Here is a 23,025-nt window from a genome sequence, read left to right on the forward strand (position 1 = left end):
TTTTTGTTCGTTTTATAATCTAATTTGAGCCGGTTCACACTTTTCAATGAAAATGACTGAAAATTTTCTCGACGAGTTATGTAGACTGGCTGCCATTATTAATGAGGCACGTGTACATGACTACTGAGCTTGAAACCTCTTTTGCTGATCTGGGGCTATCTGCTCCTATTCTTTCCGCTCTGACTGATCTTGGTTATGAAAAACCATCTCCTATCCAGTTGGAATGTATCCCACACCTGTTAAACGGCCGTGATGTTCTCGGCATGGCGCAAACAGGCAGTGGTAAAACAGCCGCGTTTGGTTTGCCGCTGTTACACAATATTAAAGCTGAGCTGAAAGCTCCACAGGTTCTGGTGCTGGCACCAACCCGTGAGTTGGCTATTCAGGTCGCACAGGCATTGTCTGATTTCTCTAAACACATTAATGGCGTCAACGTTGTAGCCCTTTACGGCGGCCAGCGTTATGACGTTCAATTACGCGCTTTGCGCCAGGGGCCACAAATTGTTGTTGGTACCCCAGGTCGTCTGTTAGACCACCTGAAACGCGGTACTCTTAACCTGTCCAACCTGAGCGGTTTAGTGTTGGATGAAGCAGATGAAATGCTGCGTATGGGCTTTATCGAAGACGTCGAAAACATTCTGGCGCAGATGCCGGCTGAGCATCAGACCGCACTGTTCTCTGCGACTATGCCAGATGCGATCCGTCGTATTACCCGTAAATTTATGAAAGATCCACAGGAAGTCCGCATCCAGTCTAGCGTGACTACCCGCCCTGACATCAGCCAGAGCTTCTGGAGAGTGGGTGGCGGCTATCGCAAAAACGAAGCACTGGTACGTTTCCTGGAATCTGAAGATTTCGATGCAGCTATTATCTTCGTGCGTACCAAAAATGGCACACTGGAAGTGGCTGAAGCCTTGGAAAGTAGCGGTTATAACTGCGCTGCCTTGAACGGTGACATGAACCAGTCTTTACGTGAGCAGACACTGAACCGCCTGAAAGATGGCCGTCTGGATATTCTGATTGCAACTGACGTTGCGGCACGTGGTTTGGATGTTGACCGTATCAGCCTGGTCGTAAACTATGATATCCCTATGGATTCAGAGTCTTACGTTCACCGTATCGGCCGTACTGGTCGCGCCGGTCGTGCTGGTCGTGCGTTGCTGTTCGTTGAGAACCGTGAACGCCGTCTGTTGCAAAACATTGAACGCACCATGAAACTGACTATCCCAGAAGTTCAGTTGCCAAACCCCGAATTGTTGGGTGAACGTCGTTTAGCTCAGTTTGCTGCTAAAGTTGGCCAACAGCTGGAAAGCAGTGATTTGGACCTGTACCGTGCATTGCTGGCTAAGCTGCAACCAGAAGAAGAGTTTGATCTCGAAACCCTGGCTGCTGCACTGCTGAAAATGGCACAGGGCGAACGTCCTCTGATTCTGCCACCAGAAGCTCCGCGTCGTCCGCAGCGTGAATTCAATTCCCGTGATGACCGTGGTAGCGATCGTGGCCGTGATCGTGGTGACAGTCGTCGTGAGCCTCGTCCTGACAGCCGCGCTGACAGCCGTGATGGTGGTGAGCGTCCAGCACGTCGCGAACGTCGTGATGTTGGTGAGATGGAACTGTACCGCATTGAAGTGGGCCGTGATGATGGTGTTGAAGTCCGTCATATCGTTGGCGCGATTGCTAACGAAGGCGACATCAGCAGCCGTTACATTGGTAATATCAAGCTGTTTGCTTCGCATTCAACTATCGAGTTGCCAAAAGGCATGCCGGGCGAAATGTTATCTCACTTCACCCGTACCCGTATCCTGAACAAGCCGCTGAACATGCAGTTGTTGGGTGATGCGCAGCCACATGAACGCCGTGAGCGTCCTGCTGGTGGTGCTGGTGCCGGTGGTGAGCGTCGTGGTGGTGGTGGCCGTTCATTCGGTGGCGAACGTCGTGATGGCGCAGCAGGTGCTCCTCCTCGTCGTTCATTCGGTAGTGACCGTGCTCCAGCCGGTGGTGGCGAACAACGTCGTGGCAACCGTGATGGTCAGCGCTCAGCAGCTCCGCGTCGTGAAGATGCACCAGCGCCTGCACCAGCAGCAGCGGCACCTACTCGCCGTCGTTTTGGTGACGCATAAGTCTTAATCATTTCTGATGATTAAAAATAAAAACCAGCCCTCGGGCTGGTTTTTTTATGTCTATAATTTTGCTTCAGTTGGCGAGTTATAGGTGCTCAACAGCTTGTAACTCTGGCTGTAATCCGGCAACTATTTCAAATGAATATAGTCGTGCCTGATGGTCGAAAATCTGGCCATTCACCATCAATTCGTCAGCCTGGGTCTCCCGCAGTAATGACTGAAGCCCATGCCGCACTTTACTTTTATCACCAATAATAGATAGGCGTAGCGCCTGATCGACACCAAATTGTTCGGCGGGTGAGCAGATCTTATCCATGTTTTCTACTGGTGGCGGTAGTTGACCCGGCGTGCCGCGGCGCAAATTGACAAATTGCTGCTGCATGGAGGTAAACAGGAAATGGGCATCGCGCTCGCTATCTGCGGCCACCACGTTCACACAAACGATAGCATAGGGTTTTGGCCATTGAATGGACGGCTTGAAGTTTTCCCGATAGAGCTTGAGCGCCTGGAATAACATATCTGGTGCGAAATGTGAGGCGAAGGCGAACGGCAGGCCCATGGCCGCAGCCAATTGAGCGCTATACAGGCTGGAACCCAGTAGCCACAATGGAACGTGCAAACCCTGCCCAGGCACGGCTTGTACCGCTTGCCCCGGTTGTACTTCAGCAAAGTAGTTTTGCAGTTCGCCAACATCGGCGGGGAAGTTATCCACTTCACCGGACAGATGGCGGCGTAATGCCATCATGGTGCGTTGGTCACTGCCGGGCGCACGGCCAAGGCCGAGATCGATACGGTCTGGGTAGAGAGAGGCGAGGGTACCAAACTGTTCTGCAATCACCAGTGGTGAGTGGTTAGGTAGCATGACGCCGCCGGAGCCGACACGGATGCTCTTGGTACCTCCGGCAATATAGCCAATCAGTACTGAGGTCGCCGCGCTGGCAATACCTGTCATGTTATGATGCTCAGCGAGCCAATAGCGGTGATATCCCCACTTTTCAGCATGTTGAGCCAGATCCAGCGAAGCATGAAAAGCCTCTCGTGGTGTTTTGCCTTGCGCTATCGGCGATAAATCAAGCACTGAAAGCGGAACTGTCTTTTTGTCAGTCATAGAATCGTCCATCTTAACCTTATGTCGAGTCGCTTGAAGGGCGAACGCACTAATTTATTAAACCAAACAGGGGAGCTAGCCGCATTAATACGCACATAAGAAGCCACATACAGTGCGCGACTATCACCTATAAAAGCATAATCTAAATCGTGGTTTGGCAAGGGGGAATAAATGCGGCGGCAAAAGGATGATTGAAGCGATGAAAAAGAGAACGCTATGGCCCCTACGATTCGTTGTGGTAGCTATATCGAGTGACTGGGTAAGCATGCCTGCGCATGGAGTGATACGGGCGTAGTGCTACGCCCGATGGGTTCTTATGACACCAATTCCAGCCCGGCGAGACGCCGCCAGTAGCCGTTACAGTCGGCTTTATCGGTCAAGATGAGTGGGCTCAATCCCTGCTCATTAGCCCGGAACTGCTCGATAACTGTCAGCGTATCCAGACCTTGCGGAGAGAGTCGCACGATATCCACTAATCCTTGCATGGAAATCAGTTCATTACCGAGGTTATAGCAGTAGCCACTTTGGGTTTGAATACCGTTTAGGATGAATACCTGTTGGTCTTCTTGTGATAATACCGGCCGCCCTTGTGGGTAGTTGATGCAGCAGGTTTCACACTCATCTTTGGCTCGGTCTTCTGAGCGCGCGGTGAAGCAACGGGCAGAATAAGCCAGCGGCAGGTGGCCGTAGCTCAATACTTCTACCTCAAACTGATTGCGGAACCCCAACTCTTCGCACTGTTGCAGCACATTAACCAGCCAGTCACGTGATAGCTCAACCGGCATACACCAACGCATCATGCCCTGACGGTGTAAAATTCGCAGAGTATAAGCGTTGTAGCAATTCAGGGCATGGCCGGCAACAAAGGGTAAGCCACGTTCAGCGGCCATATTCACCGCCCCCAGGTCATTGGCTTCCAGCAAAAACTCACCGTTTTCCACATAACGCTTTAATTCATTCAACTCTGACGGTGCTTGCAGCAGCGCCAGTGTGGAAATCACCACCTGTTTGCCACTGGCAGCCACTTCTTTAGCAAGTGCCAACCAGTCACCCACCTTCATTTCACGGCGTTTGGTACAGACATTCTCACCGAGATAAATAATGTCGGCGCTGCTGTTGGCCGCAGTCTGGTAAAAGGTTTCGATATCAGTTTTTGGCCAGTAATAGAGTACTGCGCCTAAGGCGTACTTCATGTTTCCTCCGGCTACTGCCACTTACGATGATAAGCACCCAATGTAGTTTGAGTACCTTCGGACATTGCGCCCAGTTGTTCCATCCATTCCGCTTTGGCGACAAACTGCGAAGGGTTGGCCTGATAGCGGTCAATCGCCTGTCGCCAGACCTTGGCAACCTGGCTGACATAAGCTGGACTGCGTTGGCGGCCTTCAATTTTCACTGACGCAATGTTGGCAGCAAACAGCTCCGGTAATAACTCAAGCGTATTCAAGCTGGTTGGCTCTTCCAATGCATGATAGCGCTGACCGTCTACCCGATAACGGCCTTTGCACAGGGTGGGATATCCAGCATTCTCATTATCTTCATAACGGTCGATCAGCACTTCATTAAGGCGAGACTCCATCCCCTGTGGGGTTTGCTGCCAGCGAACAAAGCGCGCTGGAGAGCAGGCTCCGACCGTATTGGGTGATTCACCGGTCAAATAGGAAGAAAGGTAGCAACGCCCTTCAGCCATAATGCATAAGCTGCCAAAGGCAAATACCTCCAGTGGCACCGGGCTGGTACGCGACAGTTGTTTCACCTGATGCATTGACAGTACGCGTGGTAAAACCACTCGCGCCACATCGAAATGACGTTGATAAAAGCGGATAGCTTCATCATTGGTGGCCGACGCCTGTACCGATACATGGCGCTCAACCTCTGGGTAACGTTCGGCGGCATATTCCAGCATGGCCAAATCAGCCAGGATCAGGGCATCCGCCCCAAGCTGTGCCGCCATATCCACCGCCCGCTGCCACCGGGAATAACCGTCAGGGTGGGCGAAGGTGTTAATGGCGATATGCAGTTTACGTTTGCGGCTATGAACGTAATTGACCGCTTCCTGCAACTTTTTATCGGTGAAATTGAGGCCAGCAAAATGGCGGGCGTTGGTATCATCTTTCAAGCCAATATAAACCGCGTCGGCACCATTATCGATGGCGGCCTTTAATGCGGGTAAGTTGCCGGCAGGACAAAGCAGCTCCATAGAGTTTTCCTGAATGAGTCAACGGCTCGCCTTGCTGAGGTTACCGCTGGCAATTATTGTTCCCCATCCGAAGATGATATTCGTGGCGATGAAAATTTTATCGAGTGGCGATTCTAGTTAACCTGCTCCCCCCGGACCTTGATTTAAGGCAGTTTCTTTGGCATTGGTGTCATTCTTCTGATATTTAGCAATACTTTCAGCGATAACTTGGTGCAAAATTTATCGATATAACGCGCTTTCCGGTTTTGCTAATGTGGCAAAATAGAACTTTATTTTATGCAGATTGATACCCAAAGTAATTGGAATTGCAGGTAGCCAACACCCCTGCGGCTTCAAGTACAAAGGGGATATCACCAAAAAGGAGTCTGCCTGTGTTGGGAGAACTACGAGCACGTCTGGTGCGTCAAGGGCCGGCGCTACTGCGGGGTCCGTTAAAATTGACCCCCTTTGCCTTAAAACGTCAGGTAATAGAGCAAGTGCTGGGGTGGCAACTTCGTCAGGCTCTGCTGGACGGAGAACTGGAATTTTTGGAATCCCGCTGGTTAAAAATTGAAGTGCGAGACCTCGCATTGCAATGGTTTATGACAGTAGAACACGGTAGGCTGGTCGTAAGCCAACAGGCTGAAGCTGATGTGAGCTTTAGCGGTGATGCCAACGATCTGATTTTGATCGCTGCCCGTAAAGAAGATCCGGATACGCTGTTTTTCCAGCGCCGGTTACGAATTGAAGGGGATACCGAATTGGGCCTGTATGTCAAAAATCTAATGGATGCCATTGAGTTGGAGTCCATGCCAACACTACTGCGTGTTGGCATGCAACAACTGGCTGAATTTATCGAGGCAGGTCAGCAAGAGGGTGCGGTGAGTGCTTCCCGTACATTAGCATCGTGCTGATCCGGGTTGAAATTCCGGTGGATGCGCCGGGGATAGACGCCCTGTTGCGTCAAGTCTTCAAGCAAGATGCAGAGGCCGAGCTGGTACAGCAACTGCGTGAAGATGGCTTATTGACGTTGGGTATCGTGGCAACTGACGATGAAGGCGGTGTGGTTGGCTATGCAGCATTCAGCCCGGTTGAGGTGGGAGGTGAAGACCGTCAATGGGTCGCACTGGCACCACTGGCCGTGGCGGAGGGGTTGCGCCGCCAGGGTTTGGCTGAAAAACTGGTCTACGAAGGGCTAGACTCTCTGAATGAGTTTGGCTATGCCGCTGTCGTGGTGCTAGGCTCCCCAGCCTATTATCAGCGTTTCGGTTTTGTACCAGCGGCTCGTCATCAATTGACCTGCCGTTGGCCCGGTACTGAAGAGGCTTTTCAGGTTTATGCGTTGGCGGAAGATGCACTGGCGGGTGCTGATGGTGAAGTGGTGTTCTCTGCCCCGTTTAATCGCTTTTAACGCCAGGTAACGATAGCAACGAAGAAGGCTGGCTAATTACCAGCTTTTCTTTTTGCTGCTTATTGAGTTGCTTCACCCGATATTCTAACTTCAATGCTGTCGATCTATCCCCTGCCTCACACTGAAATACCAATGTTAACTCACCTTTTCCTCGCAGCGCTTTCGCGCCTTTCCCTACCTGATGTTGGGCCAATCGCCGTGTTACATCTGTGGTGATACCGGTATAGAGCATGCCAGTGGGGGTGCGCAGTAGATAGAGATACCATAGGCTGTCCGACATAATTTTATTCCAGTCCGGGGGTAGCGGTGCGGAACATTATTACCGGAATCGGCTGCGGTATCCTGATTTTTTTATCTACTGGCACCTGATTGGTTAAATATACGGGGGAAGTGACCTTCCACCCGCAGGGTTATGGTTAGTTATTTGGTTTTTGCTGCAAACTCAAAGCGTGGTGAAACCAAACCGTACAGTGTCCAACCAAGGAAGGTAACAATCGCACCCCATGTCATGGCTTCTTGCCCTGAGCTGTAAAGCGCATAGAAGCTATACATCGCACCAATGAAGGCAATGATATTGGCTTTACGTGCTTTGGCTGGTGGCACATTGGCGGTTTTCTGGATAATGACCAGCGCCGCCATCGACAGAATATAAGGGATGATATTGGTGACTACCGCCAGATTGACCAGCACGTTGAACTGTTTGTTCAGTGACGGGCTAATGGTCATCAGGGACAGCACACTCTGGATGACAACAATGGTCAGCATCCCTTTGATGGGGGCATCGGCTTTACTGACTTTTGAGAAAATTTTCGGGAAGAAGCCTTCATCAGCAGAGGATTTGAATACCTGAGCGATGGTGAACTGCCAACCCAGTAATGAACCCACGCAGGACATGATCATCAATGCCATGATGATTTTACCGACCGCAGGGGTGAACATATAAGCGAACGCCAGGCCAAACGGCGCTGTAGAGTTAGCCAAATCCATATTTGGTACGATACCGGCAATCACGTTGGTTGAGATGATATAGATAACAGCTGCACCTAAAGTCCCACCGAGTACGGCGATCGGAACGTTACGTTCAGGGTTTTCGACAGCATCAGTATTGGCACAAGCAGATTCCAGACCAAGGAAGGCCCACAGCGTCATTGAGATTGAAGAGCCGATGGCTTCAAAAGTGGGAACTGCATGTGGGTTCCAGGCTGCCATATAGGCTGAACCACTAAACCAGAACCAACCAACGATTGAGATACCGACCACTGGGATAATAACCCCCCAGATAGTAACACTACTGATCTGCCCGGTAATGCGCGCGCCACCGAAGTTAGCAACTGTTGCCAGCCACAGCACGCCAATGGTTGCAATACAAATACCCAGTGGTGTTAGTGTCGCTCCCAACAATTCAGTGCCGTAACCTACCGCAGAGATTGCAATGGCGATATTGGCAATCAACAGTGAAGCACCATAGGTGTAGTTCGCCATAAAGTTGCCAGATTTGCCGAACGCATATTCAGCATAGCCGCCCATACCACCGGATTTACGGCTGAACATCCCACATTGGGCGAAGGCATAGGCCAGTGCCATTGAACCTACTGCGGTGACTAACCATGAGACGATAGAGATTGTCCCGACTTCGGCGAGTTTGGTTGGCAGCATAATTATTCCTGACCCCATCATATTGACGGCGGTTAGAATTGTTAGCTGTACTACTCCCATCTTATTATTTGTTTTACTCATTTTTATTATCTCTTTTTTAATTTCAGAGACTGCAGGAATAATTTATTCCCGCAGGTTTGAGTTATTGGTGTCGTCAAATCCCTTTTTATTTGAAATTACAGCCTTGTTGGCGATTATCATTACTCGGTCCATCCTACTTGGGCCACGCAAATAGAGTTGTCACCCGAATCACTTAATGTTAACCAGTGATTCGGGGTTATTTCGTTTGCCGCCAGGCTGTAACGCCAACTAAATTGGGTATAAATTTATTATTGTTAACTTATTGCTTCATCATATAACCGTATGCACGGTTCCAACCATCTTCGTCGACTTGTAAATAAACGCCTTGTAACTCAGGCGCAAACCCTGGTAGTAAATTAATACTTTCTTCTAATGCCAGGAAATAACGCTGTGCAGCACCCCCCCAAACTTCACCAGGGACTACACACAATACTCCCGGTGGGTAAGGAAGCGCACCTTCAGCAGCAATTCGACCTTCGGCTTTACACAATGGTACTAATTCGGCATGACCACGGACGAATTCAATATTGGCATCCTGTGGATTCATCATAACTTTAGGGAAATACTGTTTGCGGAACATCTCTTTCTGTAGCTGTTTAACATCATAGCTGACATAAAGGTCATGCATTTCCTGACATAATTTGCCAATAGTATAACCTTTGTAACGTGTTTCATTATTACGATACACAGTAGGTAATACATCGCTTAACATTGCATCTTCTTCGATGAAACGTTCAAAACGGGCAATTTGTGCGACCAGGTGCTGCATTTTCGCCAAGTCTTCTGCTGGCGTTAATAAGAATAGGATCGAGTTGAGGTCACATTTTTCTGGCACGATACCATTTTCGCGCAGGAAGTTAGCCAGAATGGTTGCTGGGATCCCTGATGCTGTATATTCACCAGTATTAGTATCAATACCCGGAGTGGTTAATAATAGTTTGCATGGGTCAACAAAATATTGTGACTCTTCATAACCTTCAAATGCATGCCATTTTTCGCCAGGAATAAAGTTAAAGAAGCGTAAGTCTTGTGCCATGGCATCGGTGTCATATTGCTGCCACAGTTTGCCATCAACTTCTACCGGTACAAAAGGCTTAATCATATTACAGGTATTCAAGATCATTTTACGTGCTTCAATACCGGTCTTAACACAATCAAGCCACATGCGTTGACCACTTTTGCCTTCATGCATTTTTGCGTTAACATCTAAAGCAGCAAACAATGGATAGAATGGGCTGGTGGAGGCGTGTAGCATAAAGGCGTTATTAAAGCGTTTATGATTGCAGTAACGATCCTGACCTTTAATATGTTTATCTTTTTTATGGATCTGCGACGTTTGTGAGAAACCGGCTTGTTGTTTATGTACTGATTGAGTAACGATAATGCCCGGATCATTTTCATTCAGTTCAAGTAATAATGGTGAACAATCTTTCATCATTGGAATGAATTGTTCGTAACCTACCCAAGCAGAATCGAACAGAATATAGTCGCAAAGGTGGCCAATTTTATCCACAACCTGGCGAGCGTTATAGATGGTGCCGTCATAAGTACCCAGTTGGATGATAGCCAGACGGAATGGGCGCGCTTCGTTAGCACGATCAGGTGCTACGCTACGGATTTGTTCACGCAGGTATTTTTCTTCAAAACAGTGGGCATCAATACCACCAATAAAGCCAAATGGGTTACGGGCAGTTTCCAGATATACCGGTGTTGCACCGGCCTGAATCAGCGCACCATGATGGTTGGATTTATGGTTATTACGGTCAAACAGCACCAGGTCACCACGTGCTAACAGCGCATTGGTAGCGACTTTATTAGAAGCAGAAGTGCCGTTCAGTACGAAATAAGTTTTATCGGCGTTAAATACTTTTGCTGCATGTTTTTGAGCATCACAAGGTGCGCCTTCATGAATAAGCAAATCACCTAATTTTACGTCGGCATTACACATATCAGAGCGGAAAATAGTTTCGCCGTAGAAGTCAAAAAATTGGCGGCCCGCTGGGTGTTTACGGAAGAATTGACCACCCTGATGACCAGGGCAAGCAAAGGTAGAATTACCCATCTCCACGTATTTCTTTAGTGTACTAAAGAACGGTGGCAGCAGCTCTTTTTCATATTTTTCTGCGGCTGATTCCAGTTGTTTACCATAAAAATCAGTATTGTCGCCACACAGTTCAAATACCCCATTTAAAGAGGGTAATACATCGGTATTCAACTCTTCTTCACAGCAGACAGCGGCAAAAATTGGAATTTCTAAACCCAACTCATGAATGCTATCAATTACACCATTATTAATGTCCTGAACTGAAAGCACCACGGCTGCAATATCAGTAAAATCGGTATGTAAAACATCTACGACTTCGCGCTGTGATTCAAAGCAAGGTATTGCCGATAAACTTGCCGCGATATTTAATTTTTTCATCATAAATTCTCTTTTATTTTAAGAGGCTATTTTACTTGTCACTTTGAGGTTGAGCAGTGCTCGAAATCCTCACGTAGCCATGATTTATAAGGTCATGGTGTACGCTCCGGTTTCTGTGCGCTGGTCGTACTAAAATTGCCTGTGACAATTACGCCTACATTATTTGTTGGTTTATTTAAGTTAATTGCCATTAAATTTTTTGTATAGCAGTCCGTATCAATGAAATAACATTCATTAATAGTCTTGGCTGCTTTCTGCGTAACACCGTGACTGAATTTCAGACGCAGTGATCCTCTGGTCATTTAGCATTAATGACAAAGGTGACAGTAAATTTTACAGGATAGCTATGTTTCTGCTGAAAGATGAATAACACAAGCTGAGTATCGATTGGTTAATAAAAACCCACAATCAGATAGACGTATAAATATAATCGAGTGTTAGTCTCTTCGGAGAAAGCAGACAATAGTTAACTCAACGTAAAGGTCGTAAACACTTTTCGCATTTGTTAAATATTGTGCATAGACAATGACTATCCAATAAAAGTGGATGTCATCGCAGGGAGGATGTTATCTATAGTGATAATAAGAAAAGTTAAAATAACTACGATGTGCCGGCATCATTAAATGCGTTGTTCGCCTTATATGCGCCATTTTTTTGTTGTTATTTTCCATTTACGTAAGGTCTCTATTTTTTAATCAAGGTTTACGAGCAATGAACTGATGGTGGCTATTTTAGTCATAACACTTATTCATTCTGTGACTCAAGTCATGTTTTCTACCGATTTTAAAAGGTGACATGACTAAAAAATGAATAATTTATCGATTTTATTCATTTTAAACGTTGTTTATTCAAAACTGTACTGTATGTTATGCAAAACAGTAAGGTTATATTTAACACGACGGATACATTGGCAGGCTTATTATTATCCAATATTAGTAATGAGAGCGGGTTCTTAATAGTTTTTGTATTTTATTTGTTAATCCATAATTATTTGTTACATCCAAATTTATACGTAAATTTTGCATATAAATTCATATGTGCCTTATGCGGTAAATGTTAGCTAAATCACGTTATTAGGTTGTTTCTCGGCTAAGACCCTATTATCAGGAAGGATATGCTGGCAATGATCCCCTGCTCAGAGATAAGTATGGGGAAGGAGGGGCAATGGCTTTTCAGTGTGAGTAAGCTCAACTGAATAGCCGCAGAGCTGCTTGTTGCGGGGGACTTGATGTACAATCAGGACTATTTCTAAGCCAGAGGGTGTTGTGAATTATGAGTGACGTGAATAACCCTGAGGATCTGCTTGGTATTAACCGCTTTCTGCGCCAGCAACATGTACTGACGCTGTGTGCGGGCAGTGGTATCGATATGTGGTGTGCCAACTGTTTTTACGTATTTGACGAAACACAGATGGCACTTTTTATCATGACAGAAAAGCACACCCGACATGGTGAACTGATGCAGATAAACCCACAGGTTGTCGGCACCATAGCCACCCAGCCGCGTACAGTAGCCTTGATTAAAGGTATTCAATACCGCGCAGAGATAAGCGAATTAACGGGAGATGCGGAACACCGCGCCCGCCAGCGCTACTGCCGCCGTTTTCCGGTGGCTAAAGTGGTATCCGCCCCACTCTGGCAGCTCAATCTGCTGGAAATCAAGATGACCAATAATACCCTTGGTTTTGGCAAAAAACTGTATTGGCAGCAAGACTCTTCACTATAAATTCCCTGTTTTAATGATAACTGCTATTTTTCGATGCTATGTCATATATCCGTCATACTTCAAGCTGCATGTGTGTTGGCTGCCTTTGTTCACCCCAGTCACTTACTTATGTAAGCTCTTGAGGACTCGCTCAGTTGCCGCCTTCATGCAACTCGAATTATATAGGGTATAGTGTTTCTGGTATGTATTATTCATAACGATTGATTTCAATAATTGTTTCTGCACTTTTTCGCGGCATTAGCATCAATACCAGAAGGCAGGAGGTCAGATGGCGAAGGTATTATTACTGGGCGCAAGTGGCCTGGTGGGGGGCGAATTACTGCGCCTGTTACGTTTGGATGCCAGAGTGACATCCATCATTGCACCTAGCCGTAATCCCTTGCCAGCCATGAATAAACTGGTTAATCCACAGGGTGAAAATATCGGTGAGTTGCTGAAAACCTTGGATCAACCGGTGGATTTGGTCTTTTGCTGTTTGGGGACCACTCGTAAGCAAGCTGGCAGCCAGGCGGCATTTCGTTTGGTGGATTATCGGTTGGTATTGGCCGCTGGTGAAACCGGCTTGCGGCTGGGCGCACGGCATTTTCTATTGGTAAGCGCGATGGGGGCTAATGCCAACTCATGGGTGTTTTATAACCGCACCAAAGGTGAGGCCGAGCGTGACTTACAGGCTCAGGGCTGGCCACAACTTACTTTTGCCCGGCCCTCAATGCTGGCGGGTCAGCGCGACAAGCCCCGCTTGATGGAGAGCCTAAGTGCACCTCTGTTTGCCTTATTGCCGGATAAGTGGCGCTTGATTAAAGGCAAAGATGTGGCTCAGGCGATGCTGGATCAGGCTTTTGCGCCGCCGAAAGAGGGTGTGACAATCTTAACCTCCGCTCAGATGCAGCAGCGTTGATCATAATAGGGTAATCGTCTGATTATCATGGGCGATTGCCACCCCTGCCGGTAATGGGTGGTCAAGCAACCATCGATCAAGTTGGTGGCTGGCGTGGGTCAGCAACGTCTGTTGTGGCATTAGCAAATCCTTAATGGCTAACGCGATGGTTACATCATTATGATTGCGTGGCGGCGGTGTCTGCGGCGGATGGCTGCAATCCAGCACCAGCAGATCGATATTTTTGCTGGTCAGAAATAGCGCACTATCAGCGGGTAGCCCGACGGTATCGGTTAAATAGGCGATGGTCCGGCTGGGGCTTTGCAATAAATAGCCGAAGGTTATTTTGGAATGGGTTAGCGGCACCGGTGTGACCCGTAAGTCACCAAAATGGATGGTCTGGAATGCGGCCATCGGCGGCTGAAAATGCAGAATTCCAGGATGTTTGAACAGATCGTCACAGCCGTCTGGATCCGGCGGTCCGTAGATCGGGATCGAATTTCCGCATCCCCAACGTAACGGAAATAACCCCTGAACATGATCCATGTGGTAATGTGTAAGCAAAAAACGCTGAATTTCCCCCGCAGTAAACTGCTGATCCAGTGTCGGTAATCCGGCATCAATCAAGGTGGTTTCCCCTTGATATCGCAACATGGCACTGCAAGGTTTGCGGCCCAATGCGGGCTGCACTCTGGCTTTAGCACAAATCACGCAGTCACAACCAAATACCGGCACCTGCTGGGCGCATCCGGTGCCTAACAGTGTCAGTTCCATTTTTTATCCCCCATTTCTTTACCAGCTAGGGGAGCTACCAGTAATTGTTGTAACTGCCCCAGTGTGTGGTGCAACTCACCGTCATTAGACAGTTGTAAACAGTTAACCGGTAGCTGTTGCTGATAGTGCTGCGCCCGTTGTAATCGTGCATTGATCTGTTCACTGTTCTCTCGGCCACGTTGTTGCAATCGTTGCGCCAAAATAGCCGGAGAAACCGTCAGACAGAGCGGCAAAAGTTGGTCGGGATAGCGCCGTTGTGCCTCTGGCAGATAAGCTCTGGAGCCATTAACCACCACATCCAGCCCGTGTTGTAGCCAGATATCAATCTCAATACCTATCCCATAGCGATACTGATGTGCTTGCCAGTACAACGCGAATAATCCTTGGGCCGCCCGCAGTAAAAACTCCTGTTCACTCAGCGCAACATGGTTTTCCGCCCCGGCATTGGCCTGGCGGGTGATATAACGATGTGCCACGATAATATTTGCCGGATTGGCTGCCCGCAGAGCCGACAGTAGGCAATCTTTTCCGGCCCCCGATGCCCCCATCAGATAGATTAAGCGCCCCATCAGAACACCTGTATTCCCTGACGCCAGACGTTTTGCACGTACACATGTTTACTTTGCGCACTGTCATGAGCGCGTGCCAGTATCAAATCAGCTCGTTTACCTTCGGCAATAACACCGCGATCCTTTAGTCCCAAGGCGTTGGCAGGATTACGTGTTACCAAATTAACCGCTTGCGGTAAGGTGAAGCTATTGGTTGCATCGTGTGCGATACGAAAGGCCGCATCCAGCAAGCTGGCCGGGTAATAGTCAGACGATAAGATATCCAGTACTCCAATAGCGGCCAGTTGGTGTGCTGCAACATTGCCTGAATGGGAGCCGCCACGGACGATATTTGGCGCGCCCATCAATACTTGTAAACCATGCTGATGTGACGCTCTGGCTGCCACCTCTGTGGTTGGAAATTCAGCAATCACACTGCCCAGTGCTTGTGATTGTGCCACATGTTCCGCCGTGGCATCATCGTGGCTGGCGAGGGCAATGCCCCGCTGAGAGCAGTGATCGGCGATCGCTGTTCGATTCGGCGCGGACCAGCGCGCTGACAGTGTGATTTGCTCTTCCTCAAACTCTGCCATTTGTTGATCATTAAGATGGTATTTGCCCTGATAATACTCACGATATTTTGCCCGGGAGGCGAATTGACGCTGGCCTGGTGAGTGATCCATCAGCGATACCAATGACAGTTCAGGCTGCATCATCAGTTCTTCAAACAGCGGCAGAGTACTTTCATGAGGTAATTCACAACGTAAATGAATCCGGTGTTCTGCCCGGTTCAGTCCCGCCCGCTGACTATCCACCACTGCATTAATCATTTTTTGCAGATTATCCAGACGATGCCCGCCATCGCGTACATCGCCAATCGCCACTGCGTCCAACACGGTGGTGATCCCACTGGCAACCATCAGCGCATCATGGCTGCTCATCGCCGAATGAGCTGGCCAATCAACGTTGGGGCGTGGGGTAAAAAACTTGTCCAGATTATCGGTATGCAGCTCGATCAATCCCGGCAACAGCCAGCCATTTTGTCCATCTATGGCGGCAGAGAGTTGGGTTGGGCGATCACTGTAATTGTGGATAACCCCGTTTTTGATTTCGAGTGATCCGTTGACCACCTGATCTTCAAGAATAAGGTTGATGTTATTGAGGATCATGCGGGTATCTCCGGACTGGCATCGGCGGGAAAGGGCGTCATGACCAGTAAGCGATCACTGACATGGTTACGTACGGCCTCATCGTGGAAAATTCCAATGATGGCGGCCCCTCGCTGTTTAGCTTCATCAATCAGGCTAACAACTGCCGCGCTATTGGTGCTGTCGAGCGAGGCCGTTGGCTCATCAAGCAGCAATATGGGGTAATCTTTGATAAAACCACGGGCGATATTGACCCGCTGCTGCTCGCCGCCGGAAAAGGTCGAGGGGGCCAGATCCCATAACCGTGGTGGAACATTGAGGCGAGTCAGGAGATCCTGCGCGCGTTGTTGGCATATATGGCGTTCAACGCCAAGCTCCAGTAGCGGTTGCATCACCACATTTAATGCACTGATCCGTGGGATCACCCGCAAGAATTGGCTGACCCAACCCACGGTATGACGGCGTACCGCCATAATTTGTCGCGCTGGGGCTGCCACAATGTCGAGCCATTCCCCCTGATGCTTGACCCAGATATGACCGCTGTCTGGCAGATAGTTGGCATATAAAGAGCGTAGCAGAGTAGATTTACCGCTGCCGGAATGGCCGTGTAATACCACACATTCACCGCTACTCACTTCCAGTGAGGTTTGATGCAATACCGGCAAGCGAATACCATGCTGGTGGTGTAGTACGAAGGTTTTACTGAGATTTTCAACTCTCAGTTGTGGGTGATTGATAGGCGGTTGCTGGTGATTCATAGTGAGTTCTCGTTAATCTATTCACGGGTTAACAGACAAAACAGTCAGTTTTGTAGCACCGATGAAACCAATAGTTGGGTGTAGGGATGATGGGGATCGTCTAGCACTCGATCGGTCAGGCCGCTTTCGATAACCTGACCCTCCTTCATCACCAGCAACCGGTGTGCCAATAGCCGGGCCACACCGAGATCATGAGTGACAATCACCACTGCCAGTTGCATTTCCACCACCAGATTGCGCAGTAAATCCAGTAGTCGCGCTTGTACTGATACATCCAGGCCGCCCGTCGGTTCGTCCATAAATACCAGCTTGGGATGGGTCACCAGATTGCGGGCAATTTGTAGGCGTTGTTGCATGCCGCCGGAGAAGGTAGTGGGTAAGTCATCCAGACGTGATAGTGGGATCTCGACATCCTCCAGCCAGCGCCCTGCTTGTTGGCGGATGTCGCCGTAATGGCGCTGGCCAATAGCCATCAGACGCTCGCCGATATTGCCACCGGCGGAAACCTGTGGGCGCAAACCATCCAGTGGATGCTGATGAACCACCCCCCATTCGGTGCGCAGTAAACGGCGGCGCTGACTTTCAGCCATCTGATATAAATCAACCGGTTGCTGGGCACCAGAGTGGTAAATAACCTGCCCATGCTGTGGCGGCAACCGGGCAGAAATCGATTTTAATAAGGTGGTTTTGCCAGAGCCGGATTCACCGACAATTCCCAATACTTCACCGGGATAGAGCTGGAAAGAGACGTTGCTAAACCCCTTACCTGGCGCATACAAATGTGTGAGATTCTCCACTGATAGCAGTGGGTGAGCGGCTGCGGATGATGAAGTAACCTGTTCGGAAATCATTGAATATTTACCTCTTGTGCCACCCGTTGCTGCTGGCAAAAATCAGTATCAGAACAGACAAACATTCGGCTGCCCTGATCGTCCATCACCACTTCATCAAGATAGCTGTGGCGCGAGCCGCACAAGGCACAGGGTTCATCCCATTGCTGCACGGTAAATGGGTGATCGTCGAAATCCAGACTTTCCACCTTGGTAAAGGGAGGCAGGGCATATAACCGCTTCTCGCGACCGGCCCCGAACAGTTGCAGCGCGGGCATCATGTGCATTTTGGGGTTATCAAATTTTGGGATCGGCGAAGGGTCCATCACGTAGCGATCGTTCACTTTGACCGGATAGGCGTAGGTGGTGGCGATATGGCCGTAGCGGGCGATATCTTCATACAGTTTTACCTGCATCACGCCGTATTCTTCCAGCGCATGCATTTTGCGCGTTTCGGTTTCGCGTGGTTCGATAAAGCGCAGTGGCTCTGGGATCGGTACTTGATAGATAAGGATCTGATCTTCGCTCAGAGGTGTTTCAGGAATGCGATGCCGGGTTTGGATCAAGCTGGCATCGACCGTGCTTTCGGTGGTCGCCACCCCGCTGACGCGCTGAAAAAAGCGGCGGATAGAGACAGCATTGGTGGTGTCATCTGCCCCTTGGTCGATCACTTTTAACACATCTTTGCGGCCAATCAGGCTGGCGGTCAGTTGAATGCCACCGGTGCCCCAACCATAAGGCATCGGCATTTCCCGCCCGCCGAACGGCACTTGATAACCGGGGATCGCCACTGCTTTTAGCAGCGCGCGGCGTAAAGTCCGTTTGGTTTGCTCATCCAGGTATCCCAGATTATAACCGGTGAGAACCTCAGTCATGGCGTGGTTCCTGTTCTTGAGAGGATGGCTGTTGCGAGGCGAGTAAGTGCTCACGACGCAGGCGTTTTAGCAATTCCAGTTCCGCTTGAAAATCTACGTAGTGCGGCAGTTTAAGATGAGAAACAAACCCCGCGGCTTCGACATTATCGGCATGGGAGAGCACGAATTCTTCATCCTGCGCCGGGCTGGTGACCTTTTCGTCATATTCGCGGCTTTGTAAGGCTCGATCCATCAGCGCCATCGACATCGCTTTGCGCTCACCACGGCCAAACACCAGACCATAACCACGTGTAAAGTGCGGAGGTTCTGATTCCGGGTTGACAAAGCCATTCACCATCTCGCATTCGGTCAGTAAGATTTCGCCGATATCAATAGCAAATCCCAGTTCTTCCGGCTGAATTGAAACGGTCAGGTGACCGGTGCGGATCTCGGCGGCAAAGGGATGGGTGCGGCCATAACCGCGTTGCGTGGAATAGCTCAGCGCCAGCAGAAAACCTTCGTCACCACGGACCAATTGTTGCAGCCGGGCCGAGCGATTGCAGGGATAAACGGGGGGATTGCGGGTGATATCTTCCGGCTGAGTACCGTCATCTTGCTCTGTCAGGGCAAGCTGCTCTTGAACTAATAAATCAAACACATGGGCACAGTTATTGCGCAATAAATCATCGGATAATGTTTCGCCACCGTGGCGGGCTTGCGGTGCCTCGCCTGCGGCCAGCAGGGTAAAATCCAGCAGCCGGTGGGTGTAATCATAGGTTGGACCGAGCACTTGCCCGCCGGGCAAGTCTTTGTAAATGGCTGAAATACGACGCTCTAGCCGCATATGCTCGCTTGCTAGCGGTTGACTGACAGCCAAACGGGGTAAGGTTGTGCGGTAAGCGCGTAGTAGGAAAATGGCTTCCACCAAGTCACCACTGGCTTGTTTAATTGCCAGTGCGGCCAGCTCGCGATCATAGATGCCCCCTTCGGTCATCACCCGATCAACCGCCAGACCGAGTTGTTGCTCAATTTGCTCGCAATCGACTGCCGGGATCTGGCTGTCGCCACGCCGTTGCTGTTCCAGCAATTGATGGGCTGCTGCAATCGCTTTTTCGCCCCCTTTGACTGCAACGTACATCAGCACACCTCCACATGGGTGGTTCGTGGGATTGCCATCAGGTTCTCGCCACAGGTAAACAGAAAATCGATGCCAGCCGGAAATGCAGCAGGGCGGTTAAGCAGATAATTCAAGACGGTGGCGGGCAGGTGTGGTGCAACGGTGCGGCTGTGTTCAATACCTGGCCCGCGTAACCGTAATGGCATGCCGTGATGTAGGCTGTCGGTCTGAATCACCACCGTAGTGGATTGTTCCGGTGACAGTTCATTACCTGCCGGGCAGGTGGCGAGTTGCTCCGCTGTTATCTCATTATTAAATAATGAAAAAGAGGATTTATCACTGCATGTCATCAGGGGCGCACCGGTATGAAAACGCACATTGTGTTGCACGCTGTCACTATTAAGTGCCGCGTCGAGATAGAGCGGCGTCTCTTGGTCGGCCAGCGTGAGCAGAACACTGGTGGTTGCTGGGTTCAGTGGTTGCCAGCCGGTAGCATGGGGCAGTGTTACCAGCACTCCCGGTTCACTCAACGCTTTGAGAATACGACGAAAAGTGTGCTGCGCATCATCTACCGGATGCTCAAAATGAGTTAATAAGTTCATCAGTCCTCTCCTCGCACCAAGGTGAAGAAATCAACCTTACTGGCGGTGATAGCATCAGCGCGTAATTGCCGCCGTTCTTGTTGTATTGCGGCCAGTGGGTGAATCACGGTTTTCAGCAATAATTCATTCAACCCGGCGGGTTTACCCTTGACGGTGGAGAGTTGTAACAAGGCATCCAGCACGGCACACAGCTCGGCATGAGGCTTATTACGCCCGGCAATGTAGCTGTAACCATAAACATCCGTGCTGTCGTTAAGCTTGATAACGGCACGCGTTATAGTCATATCACCAAGGATAAAACGGCGACCAGTAGCCCCCATCCGTGCCTGTAATTGGTTTAAACCTATCTCTGGGGCGCGGATCACCTGATATTCCGGTGATAAATTCAAGGCTTGCCAGTGAGCGAGCAACTCTGCTGGCTGGCAGTGGGCTAACACCGACATCCAGTTTTGCCGAGTGGTATGGCGAGTTTCCATTCAGTGCTCCATCGTCAATTCAATCATGTCGGCCCGCGTCAGGCTGACGGAGTATTCCGCCACCTGCTGGCTATCAACACAGATATTTAAGGTCCGCACACAGAGCAGCGGCGCATGAGTCGCAATCTCGAGTAAGCGGCTCTCTTTTGCCTGAGCACGACGTGCGCTGATGCGGGTTTGGCTACGACTCAGTGGTTGTTGTAAATGCTGGGTGATGAATTGATGCAATGAACCGGAGTTGAATTGTTGTAAAGCAGGCCACCAGCGTAGGTCTGGCAGGTAGTGATCGATAACACAGACTGGCACGCCATTAACCCGCCGCAGAGTACGTAAATGGATCACTGTGGTGCCTTCTGCCAGTGAGAGCGCTTTGGCTACATGCTCTATACACGGGCGCAAGACTGCGAGTAAGCGCTCACTGGTGGGGTCGCTACCTTGATCCAGCAAGTTCTGGCTAAAGCGAGCATTAGCATGCAGTGGATAGTCATACGGGCGCATTAATACCAGCGTGCCGATACCCTGGCGGCGTTGTAGCCAGCCACGTTCAACCAGTTCATCCACTGCCCGGCGCAAGGTATGGCGGTTAACTTGATAGCGATCAGCCAGTTGTTGTTCAGAAGGCAGGTAATCGCCACAACGATAGGCACCACGCAATTCCTGTTCTAATTGGGCCGCAATTTGTTGATAGCGGGTGGGGTAGCTGGTCGGTGGTCTAGATAAGTGCATGGCAGATATACCCTCTCAGTGCTATCCCCCTCATGGCCGTTTCTAGCCGCAGCGAAGTAACAGAAGTAGCAAAACGGACGAGCAGAGGGCGGATAGTCATAGTGATAACCGGTAAGTGATCTCACCGCTATGCTGGCTGTTTTTGATGACAGTAGGGTTAAGCTGAGATGGCGGAACGATGAAGTTTTTGCGCTTATCGGTGCGGGTTTTATTCAGAAAATAGAGATTTTTATAAGAAAAAGTTTTATCGCATTATCAAAATGATACATATCCAGCCGATAAATTTTCATTTCAAACAAAAAATAAACATTGTCTTAACTTGAGTGAAACATAAGTGTCTCTTATAGTTATTTCACGCCGCTGTGGCGTTCTCTCTGGGGGGTTATGCTATGAGCCCTAATAATATCAGCCGTCTGAGCACAATCAGTTTGGTAATATTGCTTGCCAGCTCACTTGCGGCATGTAGTGGAAGTGGTGGTGGTTCTCACAATACTGCGAAGAATAATTCGGGTCAGGCCGCCGGTGGAACCGGTTCTGGTAGTGATGGCAGTGGCGGCAATGGCAATGGTGGCACAGGCTCTGGCGGCGGAACGGGCGGAGGAACAGATAACGGTGGTGGGACAACCGCGAATAATTCCGCGGTCGGGAATGTGGTTAGTGGTGTCGGTACCGCCGTAGATGGTGTCGGCAATACGGTCAGTGATGTTGTCAGCCAAACACCTGTCGGCAGCTTGCCAATCGTCGGTGGTGGTTTGGTCACCGTGGTCGACAGTGCAGGTAATGCAGTCAGTGAGGTTGGGACCGGATTACAGAATGGCGTCGGCCAATTAGGAAATAATCCTAATGCTTTAGGCACGACAGCAGCCAGTGTACCGAAAGCCGTCGCTGATGTCGGTACTGGTGTTTCAGGATTGGGAGGCACGGTCTCAGGTATCGCTGCTAATACACCATTGGGCGGTGTTACCAGTACGGCAGGTGGGCTGGTGGATAAGACCGGCGGTGCGGTAACGTCCATTGGTAATGGGCTGGCGCAAGACCTGCAAACCGGTACCACCAGTAAGTTGACGACCGCAGCGACTGGCATAGTGACGCCGGTGGTGGGTCAGGTACAAGACATTACGCAAACCGTAGGTGGAACAACGGGGATTGGCGCGCCGGTTAATAACTTATTGACCGCGGTCGGCGGCACCGTTGCGGCGACGGGGACACAAGTGGGTACGAGTGTGCCAACCTTAGCGGGCGTGGGCCAGGTATTACAAGGCACCGGGCAGGCAGTTGAGAAGGCCGGTGGTCTGGTCACTCCTCCTGCGTCAACTGGTGGTTCTAATGGCTTATTGGCGGGCGTTACCACGACCTTGACTCCCAGCACCGGTGGCAGTAATAGCGGGTTGCTGGCAGGTGTGACTAACACCGTTGGTGGCATTACCGGTGGGTTGACTGCGGGCGTCTCCGCTAACGCAAATGCCAGTGCGGGGGGAGGCTTGGGCGGAATATTAAAACCAAAAACCAATTAAAAATATAATGAGATTTGCTCTCCCTTACTCTCTGGGGAGAGCCTCGCTATCTGACGATAATAAAAATAGGCTATTAAAATTATAATTTAATGTGCGCAT

General features: G+C 49.8%; 24 protein-coding genes. 7 read left to right on the forward strand and 17 right to left on the reverse strand.

Going from position 1 to position 23,025, the window contains the following annotated elements; translation table 11 throughout:
- The first annotated feature begins 52 nt into the window (after positions 1–52).
- Positions 53–127, forward strand: a complete 75-nt coding sequence (gene yrbN, locus V2A85_RS03765; RefSeq protein ID WP_223499600.1) for a protein YrbN — start codon at positions 53–55, stop codon at positions 125–127.
- Complete coding sequence (locus V2A85_RS03770) at positions 117–2,120, forward strand: DEAD/DEAH family ATP-dependent RNA helicase (RefSeq protein WP_420070903.1); 2,004 nt, start codon at positions 117–119, stop codon at positions 2,118–2,120. Before yrbN ends, V2A85_RS03770 begins: the two co-directional genes overlap by 11 nt.
- A gap of 85 nt (positions 2,121–2,205) precedes the next feature.
- Here V2A85_RS03770 and V2A85_RS03775 read toward each other — a convergent pair whose 3' ends face one another.
- From V2A85_RS03775 to ubiU, 3 genes are all read right to left on the reverse strand, one after another.
- Positions 2,206–3,228 carry a luciferase-like monooxygenase gene (locus tag V2A85_RS03775; protein WP_372557849.1) on the reverse strand — a complete coding sequence of 341 codons (1,023 nt, stop codon included), beginning with the start codon at positions 3,226–3,228 and terminating at the stop codon, positions 2,206–2,208.
- A 314-nt stretch (positions 3,229–3,542) separates the two neighbouring features.
- The gene (locus tag V2A85_RS03780) at positions 3,543–4,421 is read right to left on the reverse strand and encodes a U32 family peptidase (RefSeq protein WP_372557850.1); all 879 of its coding nucleotides are present in this window, start codon (positions 4,419–4,421) and stop codon (positions 3,543–3,545) included.
- 11 nt (positions 4,422–4,432) lie between these two features.
- Positions 4,433–5,428 carry a ubiquinone anaerobic biosynthesis protein UbiU gene (gene ubiU, locus V2A85_RS03785; RefSeq protein ID WP_083160887.1) on the reverse strand — a complete coding sequence of 332 codons (996 nt, stop codon included), beginning with the start codon at positions 5,426–5,428 and terminating at the stop codon, positions 4,433–4,435.
- 371 nt (positions 5,429–5,799) lie between these two features.
- Between ubiU and ubiT the strand changes: the two genes are divergently transcribed.
- Both ubiT and V2A85_RS03795 read left to right on the forward strand, forming a co-directional pair.
- Positions 5,800–6,321 carry a ubiquinone anaerobic biosynthesis accessory factor UbiT gene (ubiT, locus tag V2A85_RS03790; RefSeq protein ID WP_420070904.1) on the forward strand — a complete coding sequence of 174 codons (522 nt, stop codon included), beginning with the start codon at positions 5,800–5,802 and terminating at the stop codon, positions 6,319–6,321.
- Positions 6,315–6,818: a GNAT family N-acetyltransferase gene (locus V2A85_RS03795; protein ID WP_372557852.1), complete on the forward strand. Its 504-nt coding sequence runs from the start codon at positions 6,315–6,317 to the stop codon at positions 6,816–6,818. The genes ubiT and V2A85_RS03795 overlap by 7 nt, the downstream gene beginning before the upstream one ends.
- Here V2A85_RS03795 and V2A85_RS03800 read toward each other — a convergent pair.
- The 4 genes from V2A85_RS03800 to speFL form a co-directional block, all read right to left on the reverse strand.
- On the reverse strand, positions 6,805–7,098 hold the full coding sequence (locus V2A85_RS03800; RefSeq protein ID WP_083160882.1) for a GIY-YIG nuclease family protein: 294 nt from the start codon (positions 7,096–7,098) through the stop codon (positions 6,805–6,807). The two genes, V2A85_RS03795 and V2A85_RS03800, sit on opposite strands and share 14 nt — an antisense overlap.
- A 140-nt stretch (positions 7,099–7,238) precedes the next feature.
- Positions 7,239–8,555 carry a putrescine-ornithine antiporter gene (gene potE / locus V2A85_RS03805; RefSeq protein ID WP_050085596.1) on the reverse strand — a complete coding sequence of 439 codons (1,317 nt, stop codon included), beginning with the start codon at positions 8,553–8,555 and terminating at the stop codon, positions 7,239–7,241.
- A 259-nt stretch (positions 8,556–8,814) separates the two neighbouring features.
- A complete protein-coding gene (gene speF, locus V2A85_RS03810; RefSeq protein ID WP_372569846.1) occupies positions 8,815–10,977 on the reverse strand; it encodes an ornithine decarboxylase SpeF in 2,163 nt (720 codons plus the stop codon).
- A gap of 566 nt (positions 10,978–11,543) precedes the next feature.
- Complete coding sequence (gene speFL / locus V2A85_RS03815) at positions 11,544–11,648, reverse strand: leader peptide SpeFL (RefSeq protein ID WP_105877053.1); 105 nt, start codon at positions 11,646–11,648, stop codon at positions 11,544–11,546.
- A 601-nt stretch (positions 11,649–12,249) separates the two neighbouring features.
- Here speFL and V2A85_RS03820 point away from each other — a divergent pair.
- Positions 12,250–12,702, forward strand: a complete 453-nt coding sequence (locus V2A85_RS03820) for a YhbP family protein (RefSeq protein WP_193784741.1) — start codon at positions 12,250–12,252, stop codon at positions 12,700–12,702.
- 268 nt (positions 12,703–12,970) lie between these two features.
- Positions 12,971–13,600 carry a hypothetical protein gene (locus V2A85_RS03825; protein WP_420070905.1) on the forward strand — a complete coding sequence of 210 codons (630 nt, stop codon included), beginning with the start codon at positions 12,971–12,973 and terminating at the stop codon, positions 13,598–13,600.
- Here the strand turns inward: V2A85_RS03825 and phnP are convergent, their stop codons facing one another.
- From phnP to phnF, 10 genes are all read right to left on the reverse strand, one after another.
- Positions 13,601–14,353: a phosphonate metabolism protein PhnP gene (gene phnP / locus V2A85_RS03830; RefSeq protein ID WP_420070906.1), complete on the reverse strand. Its 753-nt coding sequence runs from the start codon at positions 14,351–14,353 to the stop codon at positions 13,601–13,603. It lies immediately after the preceding gene.
- Positions 14,344–14,922 carry a ribose 1,5-bisphosphokinase gene (gene phnN, locus V2A85_RS03835; protein WP_420070907.1) on the reverse strand — a complete coding sequence of 193 codons (579 nt, stop codon included), beginning with the start codon at positions 14,920–14,922 and terminating at the stop codon, positions 14,344–14,346. The genes phnP and phnN overlap by 10 nt, the downstream gene beginning before the upstream one ends.
- The gene (gene phnM, locus V2A85_RS03840; protein ID WP_372557856.1) at positions 14,922–16,070 is read right to left on the reverse strand and encodes an alpha-D-ribose 1-methylphosphonate 5-triphosphate diphosphatase; all 1,149 of its coding nucleotides are present in this window, start codon (positions 16,068–16,070) and stop codon (positions 14,922–14,924) included. Before phnM ends, phnN begins: the two co-directional genes overlap by 1 nt.
- Positions 16,067–16,786, reverse strand: coding sequence for a phosphonate C-P lyase system protein PhnL (phnL, locus tag V2A85_RS03845; protein WP_372559810.1), 720 nt, complete (start codon positions 16,784–16,786; stop codon positions 16,067–16,069). Before phnL ends, phnM begins: the two co-directional genes overlap by 4 nt.
- 65 nt (positions 16,787–16,851) lie before the next feature.
- Positions 16,852–17,658: a phosphonate C-P lyase system protein PhnK gene (gene phnK / locus V2A85_RS03850; RefSeq protein ID WP_420070908.1), complete on the reverse strand. Its 807-nt coding sequence runs from the start codon at positions 17,656–17,658 to the stop codon at positions 16,852–16,854.
- Positions 17,655–18,512 carry an alpha-D-ribose 1-methylphosphonate 5-phosphate C-P-lyase PhnJ gene (locus tag V2A85_RS03855; protein ID WP_372557858.1) on the reverse strand — a complete coding sequence of 286 codons (858 nt, stop codon included), beginning with the start codon at positions 18,510–18,512 and terminating at the stop codon, positions 17,655–17,657. The genes phnK and V2A85_RS03855 overlap by 4 nt, the downstream gene beginning before the upstream one ends.
- On the reverse strand, positions 18,505–19,629 hold the full coding sequence (locus tag V2A85_RS03860; RefSeq protein ID WP_420070909.1) for a carbon-phosphorus lyase complex subunit PhnI: 1,125 nt from the start codon (positions 19,627–19,629) through the stop codon (positions 18,505–18,507). Before V2A85_RS03860 ends, V2A85_RS03855 begins: the two co-directional genes overlap by 8 nt.
- A complete protein-coding gene (gene phnH, locus V2A85_RS03865) occupies positions 19,629–20,210 on the reverse strand; it encodes a phosphonate C-P lyase system protein PhnH (protein WP_372557859.1) in 582 nt (193 codons plus the stop codon). The genes V2A85_RS03860 and phnH overlap by 1 nt, the downstream gene beginning before the upstream one ends.
- Entirely contained in the window at positions 20,210–20,686 is a 477-nt protein-coding gene (gene phnG, locus V2A85_RS03870; RefSeq protein WP_372557860.1) for a phosphonate C-P lyase system protein PhnG, read from the reverse strand. The genes phnH and phnG overlap by 1 nt, the downstream gene beginning before the upstream one ends.
- Positions 20,687–21,412: a phosphonate metabolism transcriptional regulator PhnF gene (gene phnF / locus V2A85_RS03875; protein ID WP_083160850.1), complete on the reverse strand. Its 726-nt coding sequence runs from the start codon at positions 21,410–21,412 to the stop codon at positions 20,687–20,689.
- Between the two features lie 389 nt (positions 21,413–21,801).
- Between phnF and V2A85_RS03880 the strand changes: the two genes are divergently transcribed.
- Positions 21,802–22,926 (forward strand): collagen-like triple helix repeat-containing protein, encoded by a 1,125-nt coding sequence (locus tag V2A85_RS03880; protein WP_420070910.1) that lies wholly within the window; start codon positions 21,802–21,804, stop codon positions 22,924–22,926.
- Positions 22,927–23,025 lie beyond the last annotated feature (99 nt).

The sequence above is a fragment of the Yersinia sp. 1252 StPb PI genome, assembly GCF_048593885.1.
Lineage (GTDB): Bacteria > Pseudomonadota > Gammaproteobacteria > Enterobacterales > Enterobacteriaceae > Yersinia > Yersinia enterocolitica_E.

Excerpts from the sequence above, each read along its gene's own strand:
- V2A85_RS03860 (WP_420070909.1), bottom strand. The coding sequence starts at position 19,629 with ATGTACGTTGCAGTCAAAGGGGGCGAAAAAGCGATTGCAGCAGCCCAT.
- V2A85_RS03780 (WP_372557850.1), bottom strand. The coding sequence starts at position 4,421 with ATGAAGTACGCCTTAGGCGCAGTACTCTATTACTGGCCAAAAACTGAT.
- V2A85_RS03825 (WP_420070905.1), top strand. The coding sequence starts at position 12,971 with ATGGCGAAGGTATTATTACTGGGCGCAAGTGGCCTGGTGGGGGGCGAA.
- potE (WP_050085596.1), bottom strand. The coding sequence starts at position 8,555 with ATGAGTAAAACAAATAATAAGATGGGAGTAGTACAGCTAACAATTCTA.
- phnM (WP_372557856.1), bottom strand. The coding sequence starts at position 16,070 with ATGATCCTCAATAACATCAACCTTATTCTTGAAGATCAGGTGGTCAAC.
- V2A85_RS03770 (WP_420070903.1), top strand. The coding sequence starts at position 117 with ATGACTACTGAGCTTGAAACCTCTTTTGCTGATCTGGGGCTATCTGCT.
- phnH (WP_372557859.1), bottom strand. The coding sequence starts at position 20,210 with ATGAACTTATTAACTCATTTTGAGCATCCGGTAGATGATGCGCAGCAC.
- phnG (WP_372557860.1), bottom strand. The coding sequence starts at position 20,686 with ATGGAAACTCGCCATACCACTCGGCAAAACTGGATGTCGGTGTTAGCC.
- V2A85_RS03800 (WP_083160882.1), bottom strand. The coding sequence starts at position 7,098 with ATGTCGGACAGCCTATGGTATCTCTATCTACTGCGCACCCCCACTGGC.
- V2A85_RS03775 (WP_372557849.1), bottom strand. The coding sequence starts at position 3,228 with ATGACTGACAAAAAGACAGTTCCGCTTTCAGTGCTTGATTTATCGCCG.
- phnN (WP_420070907.1), bottom strand. The coding sequence starts at position 14,922 with ATGGGGCGCTTAATCTATCTGATGGGGGCATCGGGGGCCGGAAAAGAT.
- phnK (WP_420070908.1), bottom strand. The coding sequence starts at position 17,658 with ATGATTTCCGAACAGGTTACTTCATCATCCGCAGCCGCTCACCCACTG.
- V2A85_RS03880 (WP_420070910.1), top strand. The coding sequence starts at position 21,802 with ATGAGCCCTAATAATATCAGCCGTCTGAGCACAATCAGTTTGGTAATA.
- phnP (WP_420070906.1), bottom strand. The coding sequence starts at position 14,353 with ATGGAACTGACACTGTTAGGCACCGGATGCGCCCAGCAGGTGCCGGTA.
- speFL (WP_105877053.1), bottom strand. The coding sequence starts at position 11,648 with ATGGAAAATAACAACAAAAAAATGGCGCATATAAGGCGAACAACGCAT.
- speF (WP_372569846.1), bottom strand. The coding sequence starts at position 10,977 with ATGAAAAAATTAAATATCGCGGCAAGTTTATCGGCAATACCTTGCTTT.
- phnF (WP_083160850.1), bottom strand. The coding sequence starts at position 21,412 with ATGCACTTATCTAGACCACCGACCAGCTACCCCACCCGCTATCAACAA.
- V2A85_RS03855 (WP_372557858.1), bottom strand. The coding sequence starts at position 18,512 with ATGACTGAGGTTCTCACCGGTTATAATCTGGGATACCTGGATGAGCAA.
- ubiU (WP_083160887.1), bottom strand. The coding sequence starts at position 5,428 with ATGGAGCTGCTTTGTCCTGCCGGCAACTTACCCGCATTAAAGGCCGCC.
- V2A85_RS03820 (WP_193784741.1), top strand. The coding sequence starts at position 12,250 with ATGAGTGACGTGAATAACCCTGAGGATCTGCTTGGTATTAACCGCTTT.